At 41.4% G+C, this 20,231-nt stretch carries 13 protein-coding genes; 1 reads left to right on the top strand and 12 read right to left on the bottom strand.

The genetic code is table 11. From position 1 onward, the window contains the following. Positions 1–54: 54 nt before the first annotated feature. Together rpoB and pbp1b are read right to left on the bottom strand one after the other, a co-directional pair. Entirely contained in the window at positions 55–3,636 is a 3,582-nt protein-coding gene (gene rpoB, locus ADH51_RS02700) for a DNA-directed RNA polymerase subunit beta (RefSeq protein WP_002885744.1), read from the bottom strand. Between the two features lie 359 nt (positions 3,637–3,995). Beyond that, positions 3,996–6,419 (bottom strand): penicillin-binding protein PBP1B, encoded by a 2,424-nt coding sequence (gene pbp1b, locus ADH51_RS02705; protein WP_048674226.1) that lies wholly within the window; start codon positions 6,417–6,419, stop codon positions 3,996–3,998. 101 nt (positions 6,420–6,520) lie between these two features. Between pbp1b and tyrS the strand changes: the two genes are divergently transcribed. Then, on the top strand, positions 6,521–7,777 hold the full coding sequence (gene tyrS, locus ADH51_RS02710) for a tyrosine--tRNA ligase (RefSeq protein ID WP_003092098.1): 1,257 nt from the start codon (positions 6,521–6,523) through the stop codon (positions 7,775–7,777). 153 nt (positions 7,778–7,930) lie between these two features. Here the strand turns inward: tyrS and ilvC are convergent, their stop codons facing one another. The 10 genes from ilvC to ADH51_RS02760 form a co-directional block, all read right to left on the bottom strand. Then, on the bottom strand, positions 7,931–8,953 hold the full coding sequence (gene ilvC / locus ADH51_RS02715; protein WP_002885764.1) for a ketol-acid reductoisomerase: 1,023 nt from the start codon (positions 8,951–8,953) through the stop codon (positions 7,931–7,933). Positions 8,954–9,028: 75 nt separating this feature from the next. Further along, on the bottom strand, positions 9,029–9,505 hold the full coding sequence (gene ilvN, locus ADH51_RS02720; RefSeq protein ID WP_002887025.1) for an acetolactate synthase small subunit: 477 nt from the start codon (positions 9,503–9,505) through the stop codon (positions 9,029–9,031). Beyond that, complete coding sequence (locus ADH51_RS02725) at positions 9,498–11,198, bottom strand: acetolactate synthase large subunit (protein WP_048674228.1); 1,701 nt, start codon at positions 11,196–11,198, stop codon at positions 9,498–9,500. Before ADH51_RS02725 ends, ilvN begins: the two co-directional genes overlap by 8 nt. Positions 11,199–11,331: 133 nt before the next feature. Further along, positions 11,332–13,053 carry a dihydroxy-acid dehydratase gene (ilvD, locus tag ADH51_RS02730; RefSeq protein ID WP_048674230.1) on the bottom strand — a complete coding sequence of 574 codons (1,722 nt, stop codon included), beginning with the start codon at positions 13,051–13,053 and terminating at the stop codon, positions 11,332–11,334. A 168-nt stretch (positions 13,054–13,221) separates the two neighbouring features. After that, a complete protein-coding gene (locus ADH51_RS02735) occupies positions 13,222–14,889 on the bottom strand; it encodes a DAK2 domain-containing protein (RefSeq protein WP_048674232.1) in 1,668 nt (555 codons plus the stop codon). Next, complete coding sequence (locus tag ADH51_RS02740) at positions 14,889–15,254, bottom strand: Asp23/Gls24 family envelope stress response protein (protein WP_002885694.1); 366 nt, start codon at positions 15,252–15,254, stop codon at positions 14,889–14,891. The genes ADH51_RS02735 and ADH51_RS02740 overlap by 1 nt, the downstream gene beginning before the upstream one ends. A gap of 111 nt (positions 15,255–15,365) precedes the next feature. Then, the gene (locus ADH51_RS02745) at positions 15,366–16,652 is read right to left on the bottom strand and encodes an MATE family efflux transporter (RefSeq protein WP_048674234.1); all 1,287 of its coding nucleotides are present in this window, start codon (positions 16,650–16,652) and stop codon (positions 15,366–15,368) included. A gap of 60 nt (positions 16,653–16,712) precedes the next feature. Continuing rightward, on the bottom strand, positions 16,713–18,197 hold the full coding sequence (gene thrC, locus ADH51_RS02750) for a threonine synthase (RefSeq protein ID WP_014635127.1): 1,485 nt from the start codon (positions 18,195–18,197) through the stop codon (positions 16,713–16,715). Positions 18,198–18,356: 159 nt separating this feature from the next. Then, on the bottom strand, positions 18,357–19,334 hold the full coding sequence (locus tag ADH51_RS02755) for a hypothetical protein (protein ID WP_048674235.1): 978 nt from the start codon (positions 19,332–19,334) through the stop codon (positions 18,357–18,359). A gap of 25 nt (positions 19,335–19,359) precedes the next feature. Then, on the bottom strand, positions 19,360–20,205 hold the full coding sequence (locus ADH51_RS02760; protein ID WP_048674237.1) for a hypothetical protein: 846 nt from the start codon (positions 20,203–20,205) through the stop codon (positions 19,360–19,362). Between the last annotated feature and the right edge of the window lie 26 nt (positions 20,206–20,231).

Raw genomic sequence — 20,231 nt, forward strand, 5'->3', positions numbered from 1 at the left:
CACCTTTATCAGCTACCTTAGCAGAGAGTGTGAACTCCCTCTCTAAAGCTTATTTTATTCTGTTTTATCTGAAGCTTCTTCTTTAGCTTTTTCTAATTCAGCAGCTTCTTTGGCTTGTTGTACACGTGCTTTTTCAAGATCATCGACGTGCATGACATCGTCATCTTCACCTTCATCAAGATCACGCAATTCAACTTCGTAGTCATCCTCATCAAGGACACGCATATCAAGACCAAGTGATTGCAATTCTTTAACAAGTACTCGGAATGATTCTGGTACACCTGGTTTTGGAATTGGTTTACCTTTAGTGATAGCTTCATAGGCTTTCAAACGTCCGTTAACGTCATCTGACTTGTAAGTCAAGATTTCTTGAAGGATATTTGATGCACCATAAGCTTCAAGGGCCCAAACCTCCATCTCACCGAAACGTTGTCCACCAAATTGTGCTTTACCACCAAGAGGTTGTTGGGTAACAAGTGAGTAAGGACCTACTGAACGAGCGTGAAGTTTATCATCAACCATGTGGTGAAGTTTGATCATGTACATGACACCAACTGACACACGGTTATCAAATGGTTCACCTGTACGTCCATCGTAAAGGATTGTCTTAGCATCACTATCCATACCTGCTTCACGAACAGTATCCCAGAGGTCTTCTGAGCTTGCCCCGTCAAAGACTGGTGTTGCGATGTGGATACCCAAGTTACGAGCAGCCATACCAAGGTGAAGTTCCATAACCTGACCGATGTTCATACGTGATGGCACCCCAAGAGGGTTCAACATGATATCAACTGGTGTACCGTCTGGAAGGTAAGGCATGTCTTCAACAGGAACAATACGAGAAACAACCCCTTTGTTACCGTGACGACCGGCCATCTTATCTCCGACCTTGATCTTACGTTTTTGAGCGATGTAAACACGAACAAGCATGTTAACACCTGATTGCAATTCATCACCGTTTGCACGTGTGAAGATTTTAACATCACGAACGACACCATCACCACCGTGAGGTACACGGAGTGATGTATCACGTACTTCACGAGATTTATCACCAAAGATAGCGTGGAGAAGACGTTCTTCAGCAGAAAGGTCTTTTTCACCCTTAGGTGTTACCTTACCAACAAGAATGTCACCTTCTTTAACCTCAGCACCGATACGGATAATACCCATTTCGTCAAGGTCTTTGAGGGCTTCTTCACCAACGTTTGGCAATTCACGTGTAATTTCTTCAGGCCCAAGCTTTGTATCACGTGTTTCTGATTCGAATTCTTCCAAGTGAACAGATGTATAAACGTCATCTTTCACAAGACGCTCACTCATGATAACGGCATCCTCGAAGTTGTAACCTTCCCATGTCATGTAAGCGACGATAGGGTTTTGACCGAGGGCCATTTCTCCACCTTCCATAGATGGACCGTCAGCGATAAAGTCACCTTTTTCAACAATATCGCCAACCTTAACCAAAGTACGTTGGTTATAGGCAGTACCTGAGTTTGAACGACGGAATTTTTGAATAGTATAAACATCAAGAGAACCATCTTCACGACGAACTTCAACTTTATCAGCATCAGAGTAGACAACTTTACCGTCGTGTTGAGCGATAACTGCAGCTCCTGAATCGTGGGCAGCTTGATATTCCATACCAGTACCAACATAAGGTGCTTTAGGGTCAATCAAAGGCACAGCCTGACGTTGCATGTTGGCACCCATGAGGGCACGGTTAGAGTCATCGTTTTCCAAGAAAGGAATACATGCTGTCGCAACGGCAACTACCTGTTTAGGAGAAACATCCACGAAATCTACAAGGTGTGATGGGTACTCTTGGTTATTACCTTGATGACGACCCATAACGATTTCTTCTGCAAATGTTCCATCTTCGTTCAATTTAGAGTTAGCCTGAGCAACTGTGTACTCATCTTCTTCATCGGCAGTCAACCAAACTACTTCGTTGGTTACTTTACCAGTTGCACGGTCAACCTTACGATATGGTGTTTGAATGAAACCATACTTGTTAAGGTGTCCGTATGAAGACAAGTTATTGATCAAACCGATGTTAGGTCCTTCAGGTGTTTCAATTGGACACATACGACCGTAGTGCGTGTAGTGCACGTCACGAACTTCATATCCGGCACGGTCACGTGTCAAACCACCAGGTCCCAAGGCTGACAAACGACGTTTGTGTGACAACTCTGACAATGGGTTGTGTTGGTCCATGAACTGTGACAACTGTGAAGAACCGAAGAATTCTTTAACAGCTGCAGTTACAGGGCGAATATTGATGATTTGTTGTGGTGTCAAGACTTCATTATCTTGAACTGACATACGCTCACGTACGTTACGTTCCATGCGAGCCAAACCAATACGGAATTGGTTAGCAAGCAATTCACCAACAGCACGGATACGACGGTTACCAAGGTGGTCGATATCGTCCACTTTACCGATACCTTCAGCAAGGTTGAGGAAGTAGCTCATTTCAGCCAAGATATCCGCTGTTGTCAAAGCACGAACTTTGTCATCTGGGTTGGCATTACCAACAATTGTAACCACACGATCTGGATCATTTGGTGCAACAACCTTGAATTTTTGAAGAACAACAGGTTCTGTAACCACCGCATAATCGTTTGGTGTGTATACAAATTTGTTCAAATCACCATCCAAGTATTCTGCGATTGAATCAATCACATCACGTGTCATTTCAGTACCAGCTTCAACAAGGATTTCACCTGTTTCAGGATCTACCAAGTTTTCAGCAATTGTTTGTCCCAAAAGACGTGTCTTGATGTTAAGTTTTTTGTTGACTTTGTAACGACCAACAGCAGCCAAGTCATAACGACGTGGATCAAAGAAACGAGCTACAAGCAAGCTACGTGAGCTGTCGGCAGTTTTTGGTTCACCTGGACGAAGACGTTCATAAATTTCTTTAAGCGCTTCATCAGTACGTGAATCTGCTGGGTTTTTGTGGATATCTTTTTCAATAGTGTTACGAACCAACTCGCTATCACCAAAGATATCAACAATTTCGTCATCACCTGAGAATCCAAGCGCACGCACAAGCGTTGTGAATGGAATCTTACGTGTACGGTCGATACGAGTGTAGGCGATGTCTTTTGAATCTGTTTCAAGCTCAAGCCATGCCCCACGGTTAGGGATAACTGTTGATCCATAACCCACTTTACCGTTTTTATCAACCTTATCGTTAAAGTAAACACCAGGTGAGCGCACCAACTGAGAAACGATAATACGTTCACCACCATTGATGATGAAAGTACCCATCTCAGTCATAATAGGGAAATCTCCGAAGAAGACTTCCTGAGTTTTAATTTCACCAGTTTCTTTGTTAATAAGACGGAAAGTCACAAAGATAGGTGCTGAGTATGATGCATCGTGGATACGAGCTTCTTCAAGTGTATACTTAGGCTCTTTCAATTCGTAACCAACGAATTCCAATTCCATAGTGTCTGTAAAGTTTGAGATAGGAAGTACATCCTCAAAAACCTCTTTAAGACCAGTATCCAAGAATTCTTTGAATGAATCCGTTTGGATTTCAATCAAGTTTGGTAAATCAAGAACTTCTTTGATTCTTGAAAAACTACGACGGGTACGATGTTTCCCGTATTGAACGTCATGTCCTGCCAAGTCTTCTACTCCTTTTCTACATTCGAGACCTGCTTTGCAAGTCGTGCACTTTAAATATTTGTCTTCTGCCTTTTTCAGTTGCTTGTCCCATTGACAAGTGATCAAACACCAAGATCCACTTAGCTGATTAATGATAAGCGAAAAACTTAATCTGTGAATTTTTAGAACCTTTAAATATGCGTTACAACACTTGAAAATCCTAAAAATAAGCACAAAAATAGCAGCTAAATCTGACCGAAAAAACGTTGATTTAACTGCTGTATCTCTTGATTGGACAATATTTCAACCAAGTAAGACGACAAATAGTTGTCTATATTATACCTAATTTTTTACTTTTTTGCAAGTTTTCTTGGCAATTCCTAATGCCCTCCAAGAATGCTAGACCAGGCTTTTTGATAGTCACTGTCAGTTCCACCAATAGCAAACTTGTAAGTCGTATCTCCAGGTCCATTTTTGGCCCAGTAAGTATCAACCATTTCACCACTTACAGAAACATTACGACCATTGACAGACACTGTTGCTGGTTTAAGACCTGTTGATTTGAGCACACTTGCCTTAATGGCACTTGAATCGATATTAAACTTGTCTCCCGTTTTAAAAATAGCTGGATTGGCATTATAGATAGCGGAAGTCAAACGAGCCATATATTGCGCATTATAGGTGTAACCCGTTTTAGAATTGGTTGGTGTATTATTGTCATAACCAGCCCAACCACCAAGAGTAATACCAGGCGTTGACACAATCAACCAAGCATCCGCAAAGTTATCTGTCGTTCCTGTTTTACCCATCCAGTCCGCTGAGGCTACTGCACCATTGACATTTTTCAATTCAGAATGAAATTGCGTTGTCGCTCCCTTAACTACAACTTCCTTGAGCAGGTTATCCATGATGCTAGCCGTAGCTCTTGAAAAGACTTGAACCCCTTCAGATTTATGCTGATAGATAACTTCGCCAGTACGGTCGGTAATACTATCAATCATATAGCCCTTCTCATAGACGCCACCATTTGAAAGCATTTGATAGGCATTTACCTGTTGGGCAACCGTGGTTTCAATCCCTCCACCAAGAGGTAAACTCTCGATATTGTAATTAGCAATCTTATAACCCATCTTGGTCATGTAACCCTCAACATCAACATCATGACGTTGAAGCATTTGATAAGTCCAAAAGGCTGGAATGTTCCATGAGGTATTGAGTGCCTCTTGGAGGTTCATCATAGCTGTACCCTTATCACCATCATGGAGAATAGGCGTTCCACCCGTAAAATTAGTTGGGTAGTTAGAAAGGATACTTGAGCTACCCATCAAACCTTGATCAATAGCAATTCCATAAGCAATAATAGGCTTAATAGATGAGCCTGGGGAGCGTGCCGTATCAAAGGCATGGTTATTTTGATTATTTTCGTAACTACGACCACCAACAAATCCTAGAATTGCTCCAGTCGCATTATCCATGAGCACATTTCCGACCTCAACTCCACTATTGCCACCTTGGTCGAGGAGGCCACCATATTGACTCGCAGCATCTTGCATCGCATTATAAACTGCATTGTCAATAGTTGTCTTAACGCTGTAGCCACCGGTTTGGAGCTCTTGAAGGGCTCTCTCACGATAGCTTTCCTTTGTCTTATCATTTTTCAAATCTTGACTCGATACCTTGTCACGTTTAACGAGGTAATCATACATGACATCCTGAGCCTCAGACATGACAGAATAGTACAAATAGTCATGACTTACAGCATCAGACTTCTCACCAGCCTTGAAATCTTTAGTGATATCATAACTCTTATAGCTTTCGTACTGCGACTTATCTAGATAGCCGCCGCGATAAAGATTGTAGAGTACATCTTGTTGACGTGCCAAGCCATAAGATAGATCCTCTGCGTTTTTTAATTGACCGTCAGCTGTATAAGGTGAGTAGACAATCGGGCTCTGTGGCAAACCTGCCAGATAGGCAGCCTGAGGAACTGTCAAATCCGCTGCAGATACCCCAAAGATACCTTGAGCAGCCTCCTCAATACCAGCAATATTTTTCCCCTTGTTATTACGTCCAAAAGGAGAAACATTCAGATAATCGGTTAATATTTCATTTTTAGAAACACGACGCTCCAATTGTAAGGCATAGATAATCTCTGCCGCCTTACGTTTAAAGGTTGGTGCATCTCCTGTTACCTGTTGCTTAATTAACTGCTGCGTTAGCGTCGAACCACCACTTGAAGAGCCAACTCCCAAAACTGATGACACCAAAGCCCTAAATACTGCCTTTGGCACAACACCCTTATGCTTCTTAAAATTTTCATCCTCAGTCGCAATGATGGCATTTTTGACATTGTTAGAAATCGCATCACTCTCAATAGGTGTTCTCAGCAAGTCAGTGTCAATATCCGCAATCTTCTTGGAATCGGAATAGCTCATCGAAGATACCAAACTAACCTCACTAATCTGATTCAACAAGGTTTTGTCCTTAATCGACGGAACAGACTCAATTTGACTCCCCAAATAACCCAAACCAATTCCTGCACCGAACAAGGTAAGGACGATAATAACCACATAAAAGAAATCAGACAAAAGCTTTAAGGTTTTTAAGAAAACATCACCCATGTCTAAGAGTGTCATCCGGTCCTCAGGCGACTTTCTCCCTTGCTTACGATTCCACTTAGAATCAGTCGTAGCTTTCCTTTCATTAAAAGATTTATCCCCTCTTTTAGACCTAGAACCAGCAAACTTTGTGCGAATAGCCTGCCCTAGTCGTCTAAAATAATTTATTATTTTTTCAAAATTCATAGAAATACCTCAAAGCCTATTATAACAAACTTTGACAAAGCTTGCATAGGCCTACTTTCTTTTGGTATAATGGTGCAGAATATACTTTACTGGAGAATATCATGACAATTTTTGAAGAACTAAAAGCACGTGGCTTGATTTTTCAAACCACAGATGAAGAAGCCCTTGTAAAAGCCTTTGAAGAGGGACCAGTCTCATACTACACTGGTTATGACCCAACAGCAGACAGTCTCCACCTTGGACACCTTGTAGCTATCCTTACAAGTCGCCGACTTCAATTGGCTGGACACAAACCTTACGCCCTCGTTGGTGGTGCAACAGGTTTGATTGGTGACCCATCATTTAAAGATGCTGAACGTAGCCTCCAAACCAAAGAAACCGTTGAAGGTTGGGTTGAAAAAATCCAAGGTCAGCTTTCTCGTTTCCTTGATTTTGAAAATGGTGACAATAAAGCCGTTATGGTCAACAACTATGATTGGTTTGGTTCAGTCAGCTTCATCGATTTCTTGCGTGACGTGGGTAAATACTTCACAGTTAACTACATGATGAGTAAGGAATCTGTTAAGAAACGTATCGAAACAGGTATCTCTTACACTGAGTTTGCCTACCAAATCATGCAAGGTTACGATTTCTACGAACTCAACGATAAGTACGGCGTAACCCTCCAAATTGGTGGTTCTGACCAATGGGGTAACATGACAGCAGGTACTGAGCTCTTGCGTCGTAAAGCAGACAAATCTGGACATGTTATCACTGTGCCACTTATCACAGATTCAACTGGTAAAAAATTCGGTAAATCTGAAGGTAACGCTGTCTGGCTTGATGCGACTAAGACTACACCTTACGAAATGTACCAATTCTGGCTCAACGTTATGGATGATGATGCTGTTCGCTTCTTGAAGATTTTCACTTTCTTATCACTTGAAGAAATCGAAGAAATCGGTAAAGAATTTGACCAAGCTCGTCACCAACGTTTGGCACAAAAGGTTTTGGCTCGTGAAGTTGTTACTTTGGTTCACGGTAAAGAAGCTTACGAACAAGCTGTTCACATCACTGAACAACTCTTCGCTGGTAACCTCAAAGCTCTCTCAGCACGCGACCTTAAAGTTGCCCTCAACGGTGTCCCAACATATGAAATTTCAGCAGATGAAAATCTGAACATCGTTGAACTTCTCGTCAATGCAAAAATTTCACCATCTAAACGTCAAGCACGTGAAGATGTCCAAAACGGCGCTATCTACATCAACGGTGAACGTGTACAAGACTTGGATTACACTCTCTCAGATACAGATAAAATTGATAATGAAATTACTGTTATCCGTCGTGGTAAGAAGAAAAACTTTGTCTTGACTTACTAATTTATGGCTATTCTCACTCCTTAATGGAGTGAGTTTTTTTGTTGCACTATATTTTACAATTTATCTACCAAAAAAGAGCAGTAGGATTGATTCCCAACTACTCTCTTCAGAACACAAAAAACCAGCACTAGGCTGGTTTTCGAGACTATCACATTAGTTATAGATTTTGAATGCGTCGTCGTCGTTTTGACCAACGAATGGCATTGCTTTACGCAATTCAGCACCAACTTTTTCGATTTCAAGGTTAGCAGCTTCTTCACGGTAAGCAGTAAGTTTTGGACGTCCAGCCTTGTAGTCGTTAACGAAGTCGTTAGCGAATTTACCATTTTGGATGTCAGCAAGAACTGCTTTCATATTTTCTTTCACTTGTTCAGTGATAACACGTGGACCTGATACGTAGTCACCGAATTCAGCAGTGTTTGAAATTGATTGGCGCATTTTCTTGAATCCACCTTCGTAGATCAAGTCAACGATCAATTTCATTTCGTGAAGCACTTCAAAGTAAGCCAATTCTGGAGCATATCCAGCTTCAGTCAAGACTTCAAAACCAGCTTCGATAAGGGCAGTCAAACCACCACAAAGAACTGCTTGTTCACCAAACAAATCTTCTTCAGTTTCTTCTTTGTATGTTGTTTCAAGAAGACCAACACGTGCTGCACCAACACCTTTACACCAGTCCATAGCGATGTCTTTAGCGTTACCTGTAGCATCTTGGTATACTGCGTAAAGTGCAGGAACACCAAAACCTTCTTCAAATGTACGACGTACCAAGTGACCAGGTCCTTTAGGAGCACACATGAAGACATCAACATCTTTAGGAACTTTGATGAATTCGAAGTGGATGTTAAATCCGTGTGCGAAACCAACAGCATTACCAGCTTCAAGGTTTGGAGCAATTTCTGCTTCGTAAAGTTCTTGTTGGATTTCGTCTGGAGCCAAGATCATGATAACATCAGCCAATTTAGTTGCTTCTGCTACTGTGTAAGTATCAAAACCATCTTCCTTAGCTTTATCAAATGATTTACCTGGACGAACACCGATGATCACATCGTGACCTGTATCACGCAAGTTTTGTGCATGCGCATGACCTTGTGAACCGTAACCGATAACGGCGATTTTTTTACCGTCAAGTGCTGCTACTTTTACGTCTTTTTCATATTCCATTTGAACTGCCATAGTAATATGTCTCTTTTCTAAAAAAATAATTTATTGCCTTTTTAAGGCTGGGTTAACAAATTTAAGTTGGATTTTTTAATCACGGGTAAATCCAGTAGCACCCGTACGAGCGATATTTTTGATTCCGTAAGGACGAATAACTCGTAGAAGCGCCTCGCTCTTTTCAGCATCACCAGTCATCTGGATAGTGATAGAGCTTGGTGCCACATCAACCACCGAAGCACGGAAAGGTTGAATAATCGCCAAGATTTCAGCACGTTTAGAGGTTGGTGCTGATACCTTAACTAGGATAACTTCACGTTCCAAGTGTGGCTGATCCGTGATATCACGGATGCGAATCACATCAATCTGACGATTAAGCTGTTTGATGATTTGTTCCACTTCATTTTGAGAATTCACATCAATAATAATCGTAATACGTGAAACGTTAGGATCCTCAGAAGCCCCTACAGAGATACTTTCAATGTTAACTTGACGTCGTGAAAGAACACCTGTGAAGCGGTTAAGGACACCTGAACGGTTCTGAAGTTTAGCTGTTAACATTCTACGCATTGAACTTCACCCCCAACATTTCGTGATTACTCTTACCAGCCGGAACGATTGGCAAGACATGCTCTTTACGAGAGATATCCACCTCGATGAACATTGGCACGTCTTCCTTGATAACTTCCAAATCCTGATCAATTGTCTCTGGATTATCAAACTTATAAGACTTAATGCCGTAAGCTTGAGCCATCAATTGGAAATCTGGAAGGGTATCAAAGACAGACTCTGATGTACGCCCTTCGTAGAAGGACTCTTGCCATTGACGTACCATACCAAGTGAGTGGTTATTCAACATAACAACCTTGATTGGCACCTTGTAAACATTTAAGATAGCCAATTCTTGATTCGTCATTTGGAAACCACCATCACCAACAAAGAGGATAACTTCTTTATCAGGATTAGCAATTTTAGCACCAATTGCTGCTGGGACACCGAATCCCATTGTTCCAAGACCACCTGAGGTCACCAATTGACGCTCATTTTGGTATGGATAATACTGAGCTGTCCACATTTGATGTTGACCAACGTCAGTAACAACAACCGCGTCACCCTTAGTCAATTCACCGATACGCTCGATAACTGCCTGAGGCTGTACCATACGTTCTTTCTTATCGTAAGAACGTACACGCTCTTTGTCTTTTGTAACTTTTTCAATCCATTTTTCAGTGTTATTCTTAACCACTGGTTCTGCTAAGAGCATTTCAAGAGCTTGCTTGGCATCACCAACAACTGGAAGGTCCACTGCAATAATTTTACCAATCTCAGCTGGATCTACATCAATATGGACAACCTTGGCATTCTTGGCAAATGTTTTAGGATTACCTGTCAAACGGTCATCAAAACGACAACCAACGGCAATCATAAAGTCAGCATCGGTCATAGCAATGTTAGCTGCATATGAACCGTGCATACCACCCATACCCAAGAAGAGGGGATGACTAGTAGCAATTGTCCCTTGACCTAAAAGACTTGTAACAACTGGGATTTGGTAGCGTTCTGCAAAAGCAACTAGCTCCTTAGCAGATTCAGAATAAGACACCCCACCTCCAGCTACAATAACCGGCTTCTTAGCTTTACCCAACTGCTTCAAGATTTTCTTGATTTGCATTTCGTTTGGTCTTAGCGTCGGTTGGTAACTTGGAAGATTAATTTCAGGATTGTTGATGAAGGCTGTTTCCTTAGCTACGACATCTTTAGGGAGGTCGATAACAACTGGACCAGGTCGGCCAGTTGTTGCAATATGAACCGCTTCCCTAATAATACGAGGAATATCAGCTGTATCGCGAATCTGATAATTGTATTTTGTAATCGGCATGGTAATTCCGACAATGTCAGCCTCTTGGAAGGCATCCTTACCAATACCTGGTGTTGCGACCTGACCAGTAAAGACTAGGAGAGGTACGCTATCACTCATAGCATCTGCAATCCCTGTAATAGCATTAGTGGCACCAGGACCACTCGTTACAAGTGCAACACCGAGTTTACCAGTTGATTTGGCATAACCTTCAGCTTCGTGCAGACTTCCTTGCTCATGACGAGATAAGATATGATTAATCTTGTCATTTTTGTAAATAGCATCATACAAAGGAAGAACCGCTCCGCCAGGATATCCAAAGATAGTTGAAATCCCAAGTTCAAGAAGTGTATCTAGAATTAAATCAGCACCAGAGCGTGCTTCTTCAAGTTCAATTTTCTTCACATGGACCTCCTTTAGTAGTTGTTTTTTTCGAATTGTCTAAAAATTCAAAACCTTGTATACTATGATAACATTTTTAACCAAATTTGCAAGGGTTTCGGAGAAAAATATCACAAACTCTTCGGAAAGAATGTTCTTAGTTTTTTTCTTGTGCTTGACGTTCTGCTTTACGTTCTTCGAATTCTTCGTCACTCATCAAAGTTCCGCCAACATTGGCTGATTTAGCAAAGGCTGTATAGCGACGCAACCAACCACTTGAAATTTTTGATTTGAAAGGTTTCAAATGTTTGCGGCGTTCTTCAAGGGTTGCATCATCGACAAGTAGATCAAGGGTACGATTTGGTAGGTCAATCACGATTTCATCCCCATTTTCGATTAGGGCGATATTACCACCTTCTGCTGCTTCTGGAGAAACGTGACCAATCGCAATCCCACGAGTAGCTCCTGAGAAACGACCATCCGTAATGAGAGCCACATCCTTACCAAGACCGCGTCCGACAATCTTAGAAGTTGGTGCCAACATTTCTGGCATACCAGGTCCACCCTGAGGACCTTCGTAACGAATGACAACGACATGGCCCTTCTTAACTGTTCCATTATCAATCAACTCAAGGGCCTGATCTTGTGAATCACAACAAATAGCTTTACCACGGAAAGTTTTAACAGATGGATCTACACCACCGACCTTGATAACAGCTCCATCCTGAGCAATATTTCCGTAAAGGATAGACAAACCACCAACTGGTGAGATAGGATGCTCAATTGGATGGATAATTTCTTCATTTTTGATTTCAGCACCAGCTACGTTTTCTTTCAAAGTCTTACCAGTAACTGTAATACGATCACCTTTAATGGCTCCTTTTTTAATCAACTGATTAATAATGGCTGGAACACCACCAGCTTCATGGACATCATGCATAGTGTAAACACTTGAAGGTGCAATTTTAGAGAGATAAGGGGTCTTCTTGGCAATCTCGTTAATGTCTTTAAGATCATAGTCAATACCGGCCTCACGCGCAATAGCAAGGGTATGGAGAACAGTATTGGTTGAACCACCCATGGCCATATCAAGAGCAAACGCATCATCGATGGCTTCTTTGGTCACAATATCACGTGGGCGAACATTATTTTTGATGTTATCCATCAATTTTGTGGCTGCTTGACGAACCAATTCACGACGTTCATCTGAAACGGCTAGGATAGTACCGTTACCTGGAAGGGCTAGGCCCAAAACTTCCATCAAACAGTTCATTGAGTTAGCGGTAAACATTCCTGAGCATGAACCACAAGTTGGACAAGCATTTTTCTCCAAATAATCGAGCTCTTCCTTGCTCATATCTCCAGCCTGATAGGTACCTACAGCTTCAAACAAACTTGATAGCGTCGCTTGGTGACCAGTCATGTCAACGCCACCCTTCATAGGGCCACCAGAACAAAATACTGCTGGCACATTAGTACGCATGGCCGCCAAAATCATCCCTGGTGTAATCTTATCACAGTTAGGAATGTAGAAAACCCCGTCAAACCAGTGGGCATTAATAACTGTTTCTGCAGAATCGGCAATCAATTCACGAGATGGAAGACTGTAACGCATCCCAATATGCCCCATGGCAATCCCATCGTCCACACCAATGGTATTAAACTCAAAAGGAATACCGCCAGCCTCACGGATGGCTTCCTTGGCAATATCTGCTAATTCACGCAAGTGAACATGCCCTGGAACAATATCAATATAAGAATTACAAATAGCAATGAAGGGCTTTTGCATATCCTTGGCAGATTTAACTTGCCCAGTCGCATACAAAAGTCCGCGTGCTGGCGCCTTATCAACACCAACTTTGATTATATCACTTCTCATGATGTTACCTTCAATCTATAAAATTTCTTACAACATATGTTACCACTTTGGAAAGTAATGTCAAGGAATTTTCAGAATATTTCTGTAATTCCAAAAAGACATCCCTGCTATATCAAAACTGACAAAACAAAAAGGAAGCCCTAAGACTTCCTAAATGATTATTCAAAATTATTCAACACTGAAGAGGTATGGATAAACTGGTTGGTCTCCTTGGAAGATTTCAACTTCGATATCTTCGTGAGCCTCTTCCAATTTTTCCGCAAGTGCTTGAGCTTGTTCTTGATTACCTTCTTCGCCGACGTAAATCATAACAATTTCACTGTCTTCGTCAATCATCTTGTCAAAGGTGTCAAGAAGGGCTTGGTCCATATCTGGTGTAGACACAAGGATCTTACCATCCACCATACCAAGGATATCATTTTCATGAATCTCAAGACCATCAATAGTTGTATCACGTACCGCCAATGTCACGCTACCACTTGTTACATCTGAAAGACTAGCTGTCATAGCTTCAACATTAGCTTCGATACTTTGGCTAGGATCAAAAGCAAGCAAACTTGTAAATCCTTGTGGAACTGTACGTGTTTCAACAACAGCCGCATTGACATCTACTACTTCAGCAGCTGATTGCGCTGCCATAAAGATGTTTTTATTGTTTGGCAAGATGATTACATTCTTAGCATTGACCTGTTCAATAGCCTTAACAATATCTTCTGTTGATGGGTTCATTGTTTGACCACCTGAAATCACATAATCAACACCTTGTGAGTTGAAGATATCTGCAAGTCCATCTCCGGCAACAACTGCAATAAGGGCAAAGTCTTTAGGAGCAGAAGGTGTAGCTTGGATAGCTTCTTCTTTTTGAACTTGTGCATCGTGTTGGTTACGCATGTTGTCAACCTTAACTTTGACAAGAGCCCCATATTTAAGACCTTCTTGCATGACAAGACCTGGATCCTCTGTATGGACGTGAACTTTTACAATTTCATCATCGTTAACTACAAGAAGAGAATCCCCAAGGTTGCTCAAGTAATTTTGGAACTCTTCATAGTCAAAGTCCTTCACATAAGTTGGACCTTGTTTGAGACCAATCATGATTTCCGTACAGTAACCGAAGGTAATGTCTTCTGTTGCAACATGACCAGCAACTGACTTATGATGTTCTGCATTGATCATCTCTGTCATAGTAGCAGGTGTCGCTTGGAAGTCCTCTGAAGCGATATACTCACCTGTGAGGGCTGACAAGAAACCTTCATAAATGAAGACCAAACCTTGACCACCTGAGTCTACCACACCAACTTCTTTCAAAACTGGAAGCATCTCTGGTGTCTTAGCCAAGGCAGCCTTAGCTCCATCGAGAGCTGCACGCATAACCTCAACAGCATCATTCGTAGATTCAGCTTTCTTAATCGCTGCTGAAGCTGCACCACGTGATACTGTAAGGATTGTTCCTTCGACAGGTTTCATAACTGCTTTATAAGCAACTTCAACCCCTGCTTGGAAGGCATGAGCTAAATCTTGACCATCAAGTTCCGTTTTATCCTTGATACTTTGACCAAATCCACGGAACAATTGTGACGTGATAACACCCGAGTTACCACGGGCACCCATCAAAAGACCTTTAGATAAAATCTGACCAACTTCACCAACTGTTGAAGCAGATTGATCTGCGACAGCTTTGGCTCCGTTATCCATAGTCATTCCCATGTTTGTTCCAGTATCTCCATCTGGTACTGGGAAGACATTGAGTGAATTCACATATTCTGCTTGCTTACCTAGACGTGTTGCTGCCGCTTGGACCATCTCCTGAAGCAAGCTTGTTGTAATTTTAGACACTAGTTTTCTCCTACGACTTTAATATTTTGAACGTAAACATTTACTGTTTCAGCCTTGATACCGAGTTGATTCTCAAGATTAAATTTCACACGTTCTTGAATATTTTTTGAAACCTCACTAATCTTAACACCGTAACTCATAACAGTGTAGACATCCACAGTGATACCTGCATCAGTAGATTTCACGACAACTCCTTTTGCGTAGTTTTCTTTTCCAAGAAGTGCTTGAAAATTATCTCGGATAGCACTCTTACTTGCCATACCGACAACGCCAAAAATTTCTGTTGCTGAACCGCCAACTACTGTTGCGATGACATCATCTGACAATTCGATTTGACCATCTTTTGTATTGATTTTTACAGTCATAATTACTACCTCAAAAAGTTTTTATCAGCTTATTTTACCATATTCGAGCCTACTTGTAAAAAATAAGAAGAAGATACCCTTTGAATAAGAGTATCTCCTCAGTATTTATCATTAAAACTTTCTCTTTACAAGATAACGACGATACATCACGTAGAGGAAGATTGCACGCCATACATTATCAACAACGGTTGCAATCCAGACACCAGCAAGACCCATTCCCAGACTCACCCCAAGGAAGTATCCTGAGAAAATTCGGATGATCCACATCCCAATAGTCGTCGCATAGAAAGGCATCTTAGCCTTACCCAGACCTTGCCAAACTGCTGTGTAGACTAGAGTCCCAGAAGTCAAAGGATTCCCAAGGAAAGAATAAAGAATAACTACCTGACTAGCCGCAATAGCTGCTTTATTATCCGTAAAGAGACCTGATAATCCTTGGCCAAAGAGCAAGATACTCCCTGAAACCAGAACCATCAAGAAGGTTGAAATCCAATAAGACTCTCGTATAATACGCTTCATCTGCGTCTTATCCCCTCGACCCAGACTATTGGCAACCAAGATAACCGTAGCCGTTGCGACTCCCATACCAGGCATATAGTTAAACTGGGTGAGATTTTCACCAATGGCATTACCACCGACAACGGCTGTACCAAAGGTAACAATAATAGCCACGATGACCACATCTCCAGCACGCATCATCAGTCGCTCACCTGCTGCTGGCAGGGCAATGCCCAACAACTCTCTATTAAAAGGTTTGGTAATTTCAAGATGCTTCACATCCAGTTTCATCGCTTGCCAGAGTATCACTGTCCCAACCAGACGAGAGAAAACCGTAGCTGTAGCTACCCCAATAATCCCCCAATGTCCCACAAAGATGGCTAAAGAAGATAAAATAGCATTAAGAACATTGGTCAAAAGACTGACGACCATGGAAATACGAGGCCGTCCCTTGGCCCGTAGGATGTTACCAAAAGTAGTCATCAAGGCTAAGAAGACCACTCCTCCACCGACAAGAGCAAGGTAGAGACTACCAGCCTGAGTCACAGATTGCTCAGTACCTAAAAGATTAAGAATGGCTACACCACCAAAAATGGAAAGTAGACCAAGGATGAGACTAAGAGCAAGGGTAATAATAATAGCATCCCAGGTGTCTCGGTTAGTCGCTTTAACATCTCCCTTACCTAGACTTCTAGCAATGACACTGGCACTCGAAGCTCCTAGAGCAATGAAGATAGCCTGGTAAATCGTAATGATATTATTGGCTACGGAAACCCCCGATATAGCGACAATACCAACCTGAGCCACTAGGTAAGAATCGACGACCCCCATCAACATTTGTAGAAGGTTTTCGGCCATAGCAGGCAAGGCTATGTTTAGAATTTTCTTTGTTTCTGTCATAATATTCTTTTCTATATTGATAAAAATAGGGCTGATTTCTCAGCTCCTATTTTTTTATTCTTATACACCAAGATAGCTTTCAACTGCTTTTTGCATATCAGCTGCCGCAACAACTGTTTTATGGCGAACTTCTGCATGTTCAAGTCCATCTACAGCAGCTGGGATAGCTACACCTGAAAGTTGGTGCAAATCTTCTACTGCTTTGAAATCATCCCCACTATCTTTACCAGTGACAGCTGAAACTGCCACACGTGGGAACTTGTATGGGCTAGCTGTTGAAGCGATAACTGTTGGTGTGTGGTCATCTGTCTTTTGAACATATGCTTCGTAAACAGCTGAGGCAACTGCTGTATGAGGATCTTCGATATACTTGTCTTCATCATAGACACGCTTGATTTCAGCAGCTGTTTCATCCTCAGTTGCAAAACCTGCTGCAAACAAATCAAGAATATCTTTATCTGCATCAGCCAAAGTATACTCACCCTTAGTCACAAGTGCATCCATAAGCTCTTTAGTCTTAGTAGCATCATTACCAAGAAGGTGGAAAATCAAACGTTCCAAGTTAGAAGATACCAAGATATCCATAGAAGGGCTTGTTGTTACCTTGAAGTCACGTTTCTTATCATAAGTACCCGTTGCGAAGAAGTCTGTAAGGACGTTATTTTCATTAGAAGCACAGATTAATTTGCCAACTGGAACACCAATCTGACGTGCATAATAAGCCGCCAAGATATTACCAAAGTTTCCTGTTGGTACTGTGAAGTTCACCTTATCTCCGTTTTGGATATGACCTGCCTTAACCAACTGTGCATAGGCATATACATAGTAAACCACTTGTGGTACCAAACGACCAACATTCATTGAGTTAGCTGATGAGAATTGCGTATGATGAGCCAACAATTTCTCACGCAAATCAACATCATTAAACATACGTTTCACATCTGTTTGGGCATCATCAAAGTTACCATCAATGGCAATAACGTGCGTATTAGCTCCTGTTTGAGTGGTCATTTGCAATTCTTGGATTTTTGAAACACCGTCTTTTGGATAAAAGACAATGATTTCAGTTCCAGGAACATCTGCAAAACCAGCCATGGCAGCTTTACCAGTGTCACCTGATGTCGCTGTCAAGATGACAATCTTATTATCAACACCTTGCTTTTTAGCTGATGTTGTTAGCAAGTAAGGCAAGATTGAAAGGGCCATGTCTTTGAAAGCGATAGTAGAACCATGGAAAAGTTCAAGGTTGTAGTGGTTCTTAAGTTTAACTACTGGTGCAATGGCAGCTGTATCAAACTTGTCATCATATGCATTTGTGATACAGTAATCCAATTCCTCTTCCGTAAAATCATCCAAGAAAGCTGACAAGACTAATTTAGCAACTTCTTGGTAAGAAGCATCTTTCAATTGGTCAAAGTCCAAAGTAACCTCAGGCGTTGACAACGGTGTGAACAAGCCACCATCTGTTGCCAAACCTTGAAGAATAGCCTGACTAGCTGTTACTTTATTATTTTCGTCACGTGTTGATTGGTATACAAGTGTCATGGTAAATCCTCTTTTTAGATAGTCTGTGGCTCTATTGTAGCATAATTGTCAGAATATTTCTACACGTATTGTGACTTGTGAGAAAATCATTCGGATATCACCCTATTTTCTCCTCTCAAAAACATGAAAAAATCCGGAATAGCTATTCCGGATGTCATCTTAAAATTTATCTTTGGTGTCATTCTTAGTTGAGAAAGTGATATCTTTTGATTTTCCATCACCACTAAGCGTTACTTTCTTATCTTTTTTAGTCACTTTTAGCTCTTGACCTTTTTTCACATTGAGACCATCAATATCAACGTCTTTGTTGACAGAAGTAACGGTCATCTTATGTCCCAAACGGCTAACCTTCCCTTTGAAAAGGGTTGTCGTTGTTTCGCCTGTCTTCGAATCATACTTTTGACCGCTGTCTTTTGCAGCTTTTTCAAGAGCTTCATCAAGTTCTTTTTCTATGGTTTCCTCACTGTAATAGTTTTCAAAGGAATCTCCATAGAAGGCTTTAAATAAATCTCCAAAGGCTGAGAAGGACTTCTGAACCCTCTCACGATAATCCTTGATATAGGTTTTCTTATCAAAAGTATAGCTAGCAGTAACCTTCGCATTGCTACCTTTTACTTTCATGGTTACAGCCGTATCTGTAAAGTACTTTTCAAGCTCCTTACTATCCAAGTCTGTCAAACTTTCAGACATGCTTGAGCTATACTCTCTACCTAGAGAACTACTGTACCATTTGCCATCAATATTACCTGTCACATAACGGTAAGTCATAAAGCCACCGATACATAAGAAGACAAGGACCACTGCTGACAAAACTGAGACTAGGATGCGTTTTTTCTTTTTGGGATCCATTGTTTTTTTAGGAGACAAATTTGCCATAGCTGCTTGTCCTTCTGGAAAAGCAACCGTAGAAGGTGCTGTTGCTGTTACCGCTGGTGCCGTTTCTGTTGGTAGAGGACTAGTGCTTGTCTCGACGATTTCTGCCTCAACCTTAATAGGTTCAGCAGTAGCTGTATCTTCAGTTTTAGCTGGTGCTTCATTGACAAACTCTCCAGCTTTCAAAGCATCCGCCATTTCCTGAACACTCGGCTTACGTCCGTTTACCGTCTCAAAATAGTCCAACCATTCTGCTCTTGTCATTTATATTCCCCTTTAATTTCCTTTTTTATTTATTTTTTGTAAAGCTAATGTCACCAAATTCACTGTGTGCCTTGATAGTAAAGCCTTCATTGTTAGGCGTATAATCTAAGACATCACCTTTTTTAAAAGCATCTGAATCTCCAGCCTTATCCACAGTGATTGTTTGCTCCCAACGGTTAATATCACCCGTGAAAGCAGTTGTTGTAACACGACCGGTTTTGGCATCGTAGGTATAACTCTTTGGAAGTTCTTTCTTCACTGTCTCATCAAACTGTTTATAGTAGTCTTTTTCTGACAATGAATAACTATCAAAAACCTCCGAAAACTCCTCGCCGTACTGACCTTTCAATTCAGTAACTCTACTTTTGTAAGCCTGATAAAGACCTTTACGATTGTAAACAAAGCTCACTTTTAAGTGAGCCTTATTGTCAGTAATGCTCATTGCTGTATTGATATCGGTGATAAGATCTTGACCTTGTGGTAAAGCATTACTAACTTTATTCTTAGTATTAGCAGTATCTTTCAGAGTGGCTAACATTTTCTCACTAAAGGTTGGGCTTGTCCAATCGCCCTCAATGCTTGCGGCTCGATAACGGTATCCCATCACGAGACAAACAATCAAAAGTATGGTGAGTATCGCTGCAATCACACCTGATACCATCCCCACAATATTTTTTGAGGTTACTGGCTCCTTTGATTCTTTTACTTGTTGACTAGGATTGAATTGAACACTCACCATCCTATCAGCATTAAACTCTTTAAACTTATTAGTCGCTCTATTCCCTGCTGTAGAAGCCATTGATGACCTCAATTCATGAGGCTTGAGAGGATGTGCTGCTTCACCCAAACTAAGCCCTTCTTCTTTTGTCATAGGAATCTCCTTATCTTGCTGTAAGG

It is taken from the genome of Streptococcus sp. 449_SSPC (assembly GCF_001073005.1).
GTDB lineage: Bacteria > Bacillota > Bacilli > Lactobacillales > Streptococcaceae > Streptococcus > Streptococcus salivarius_F.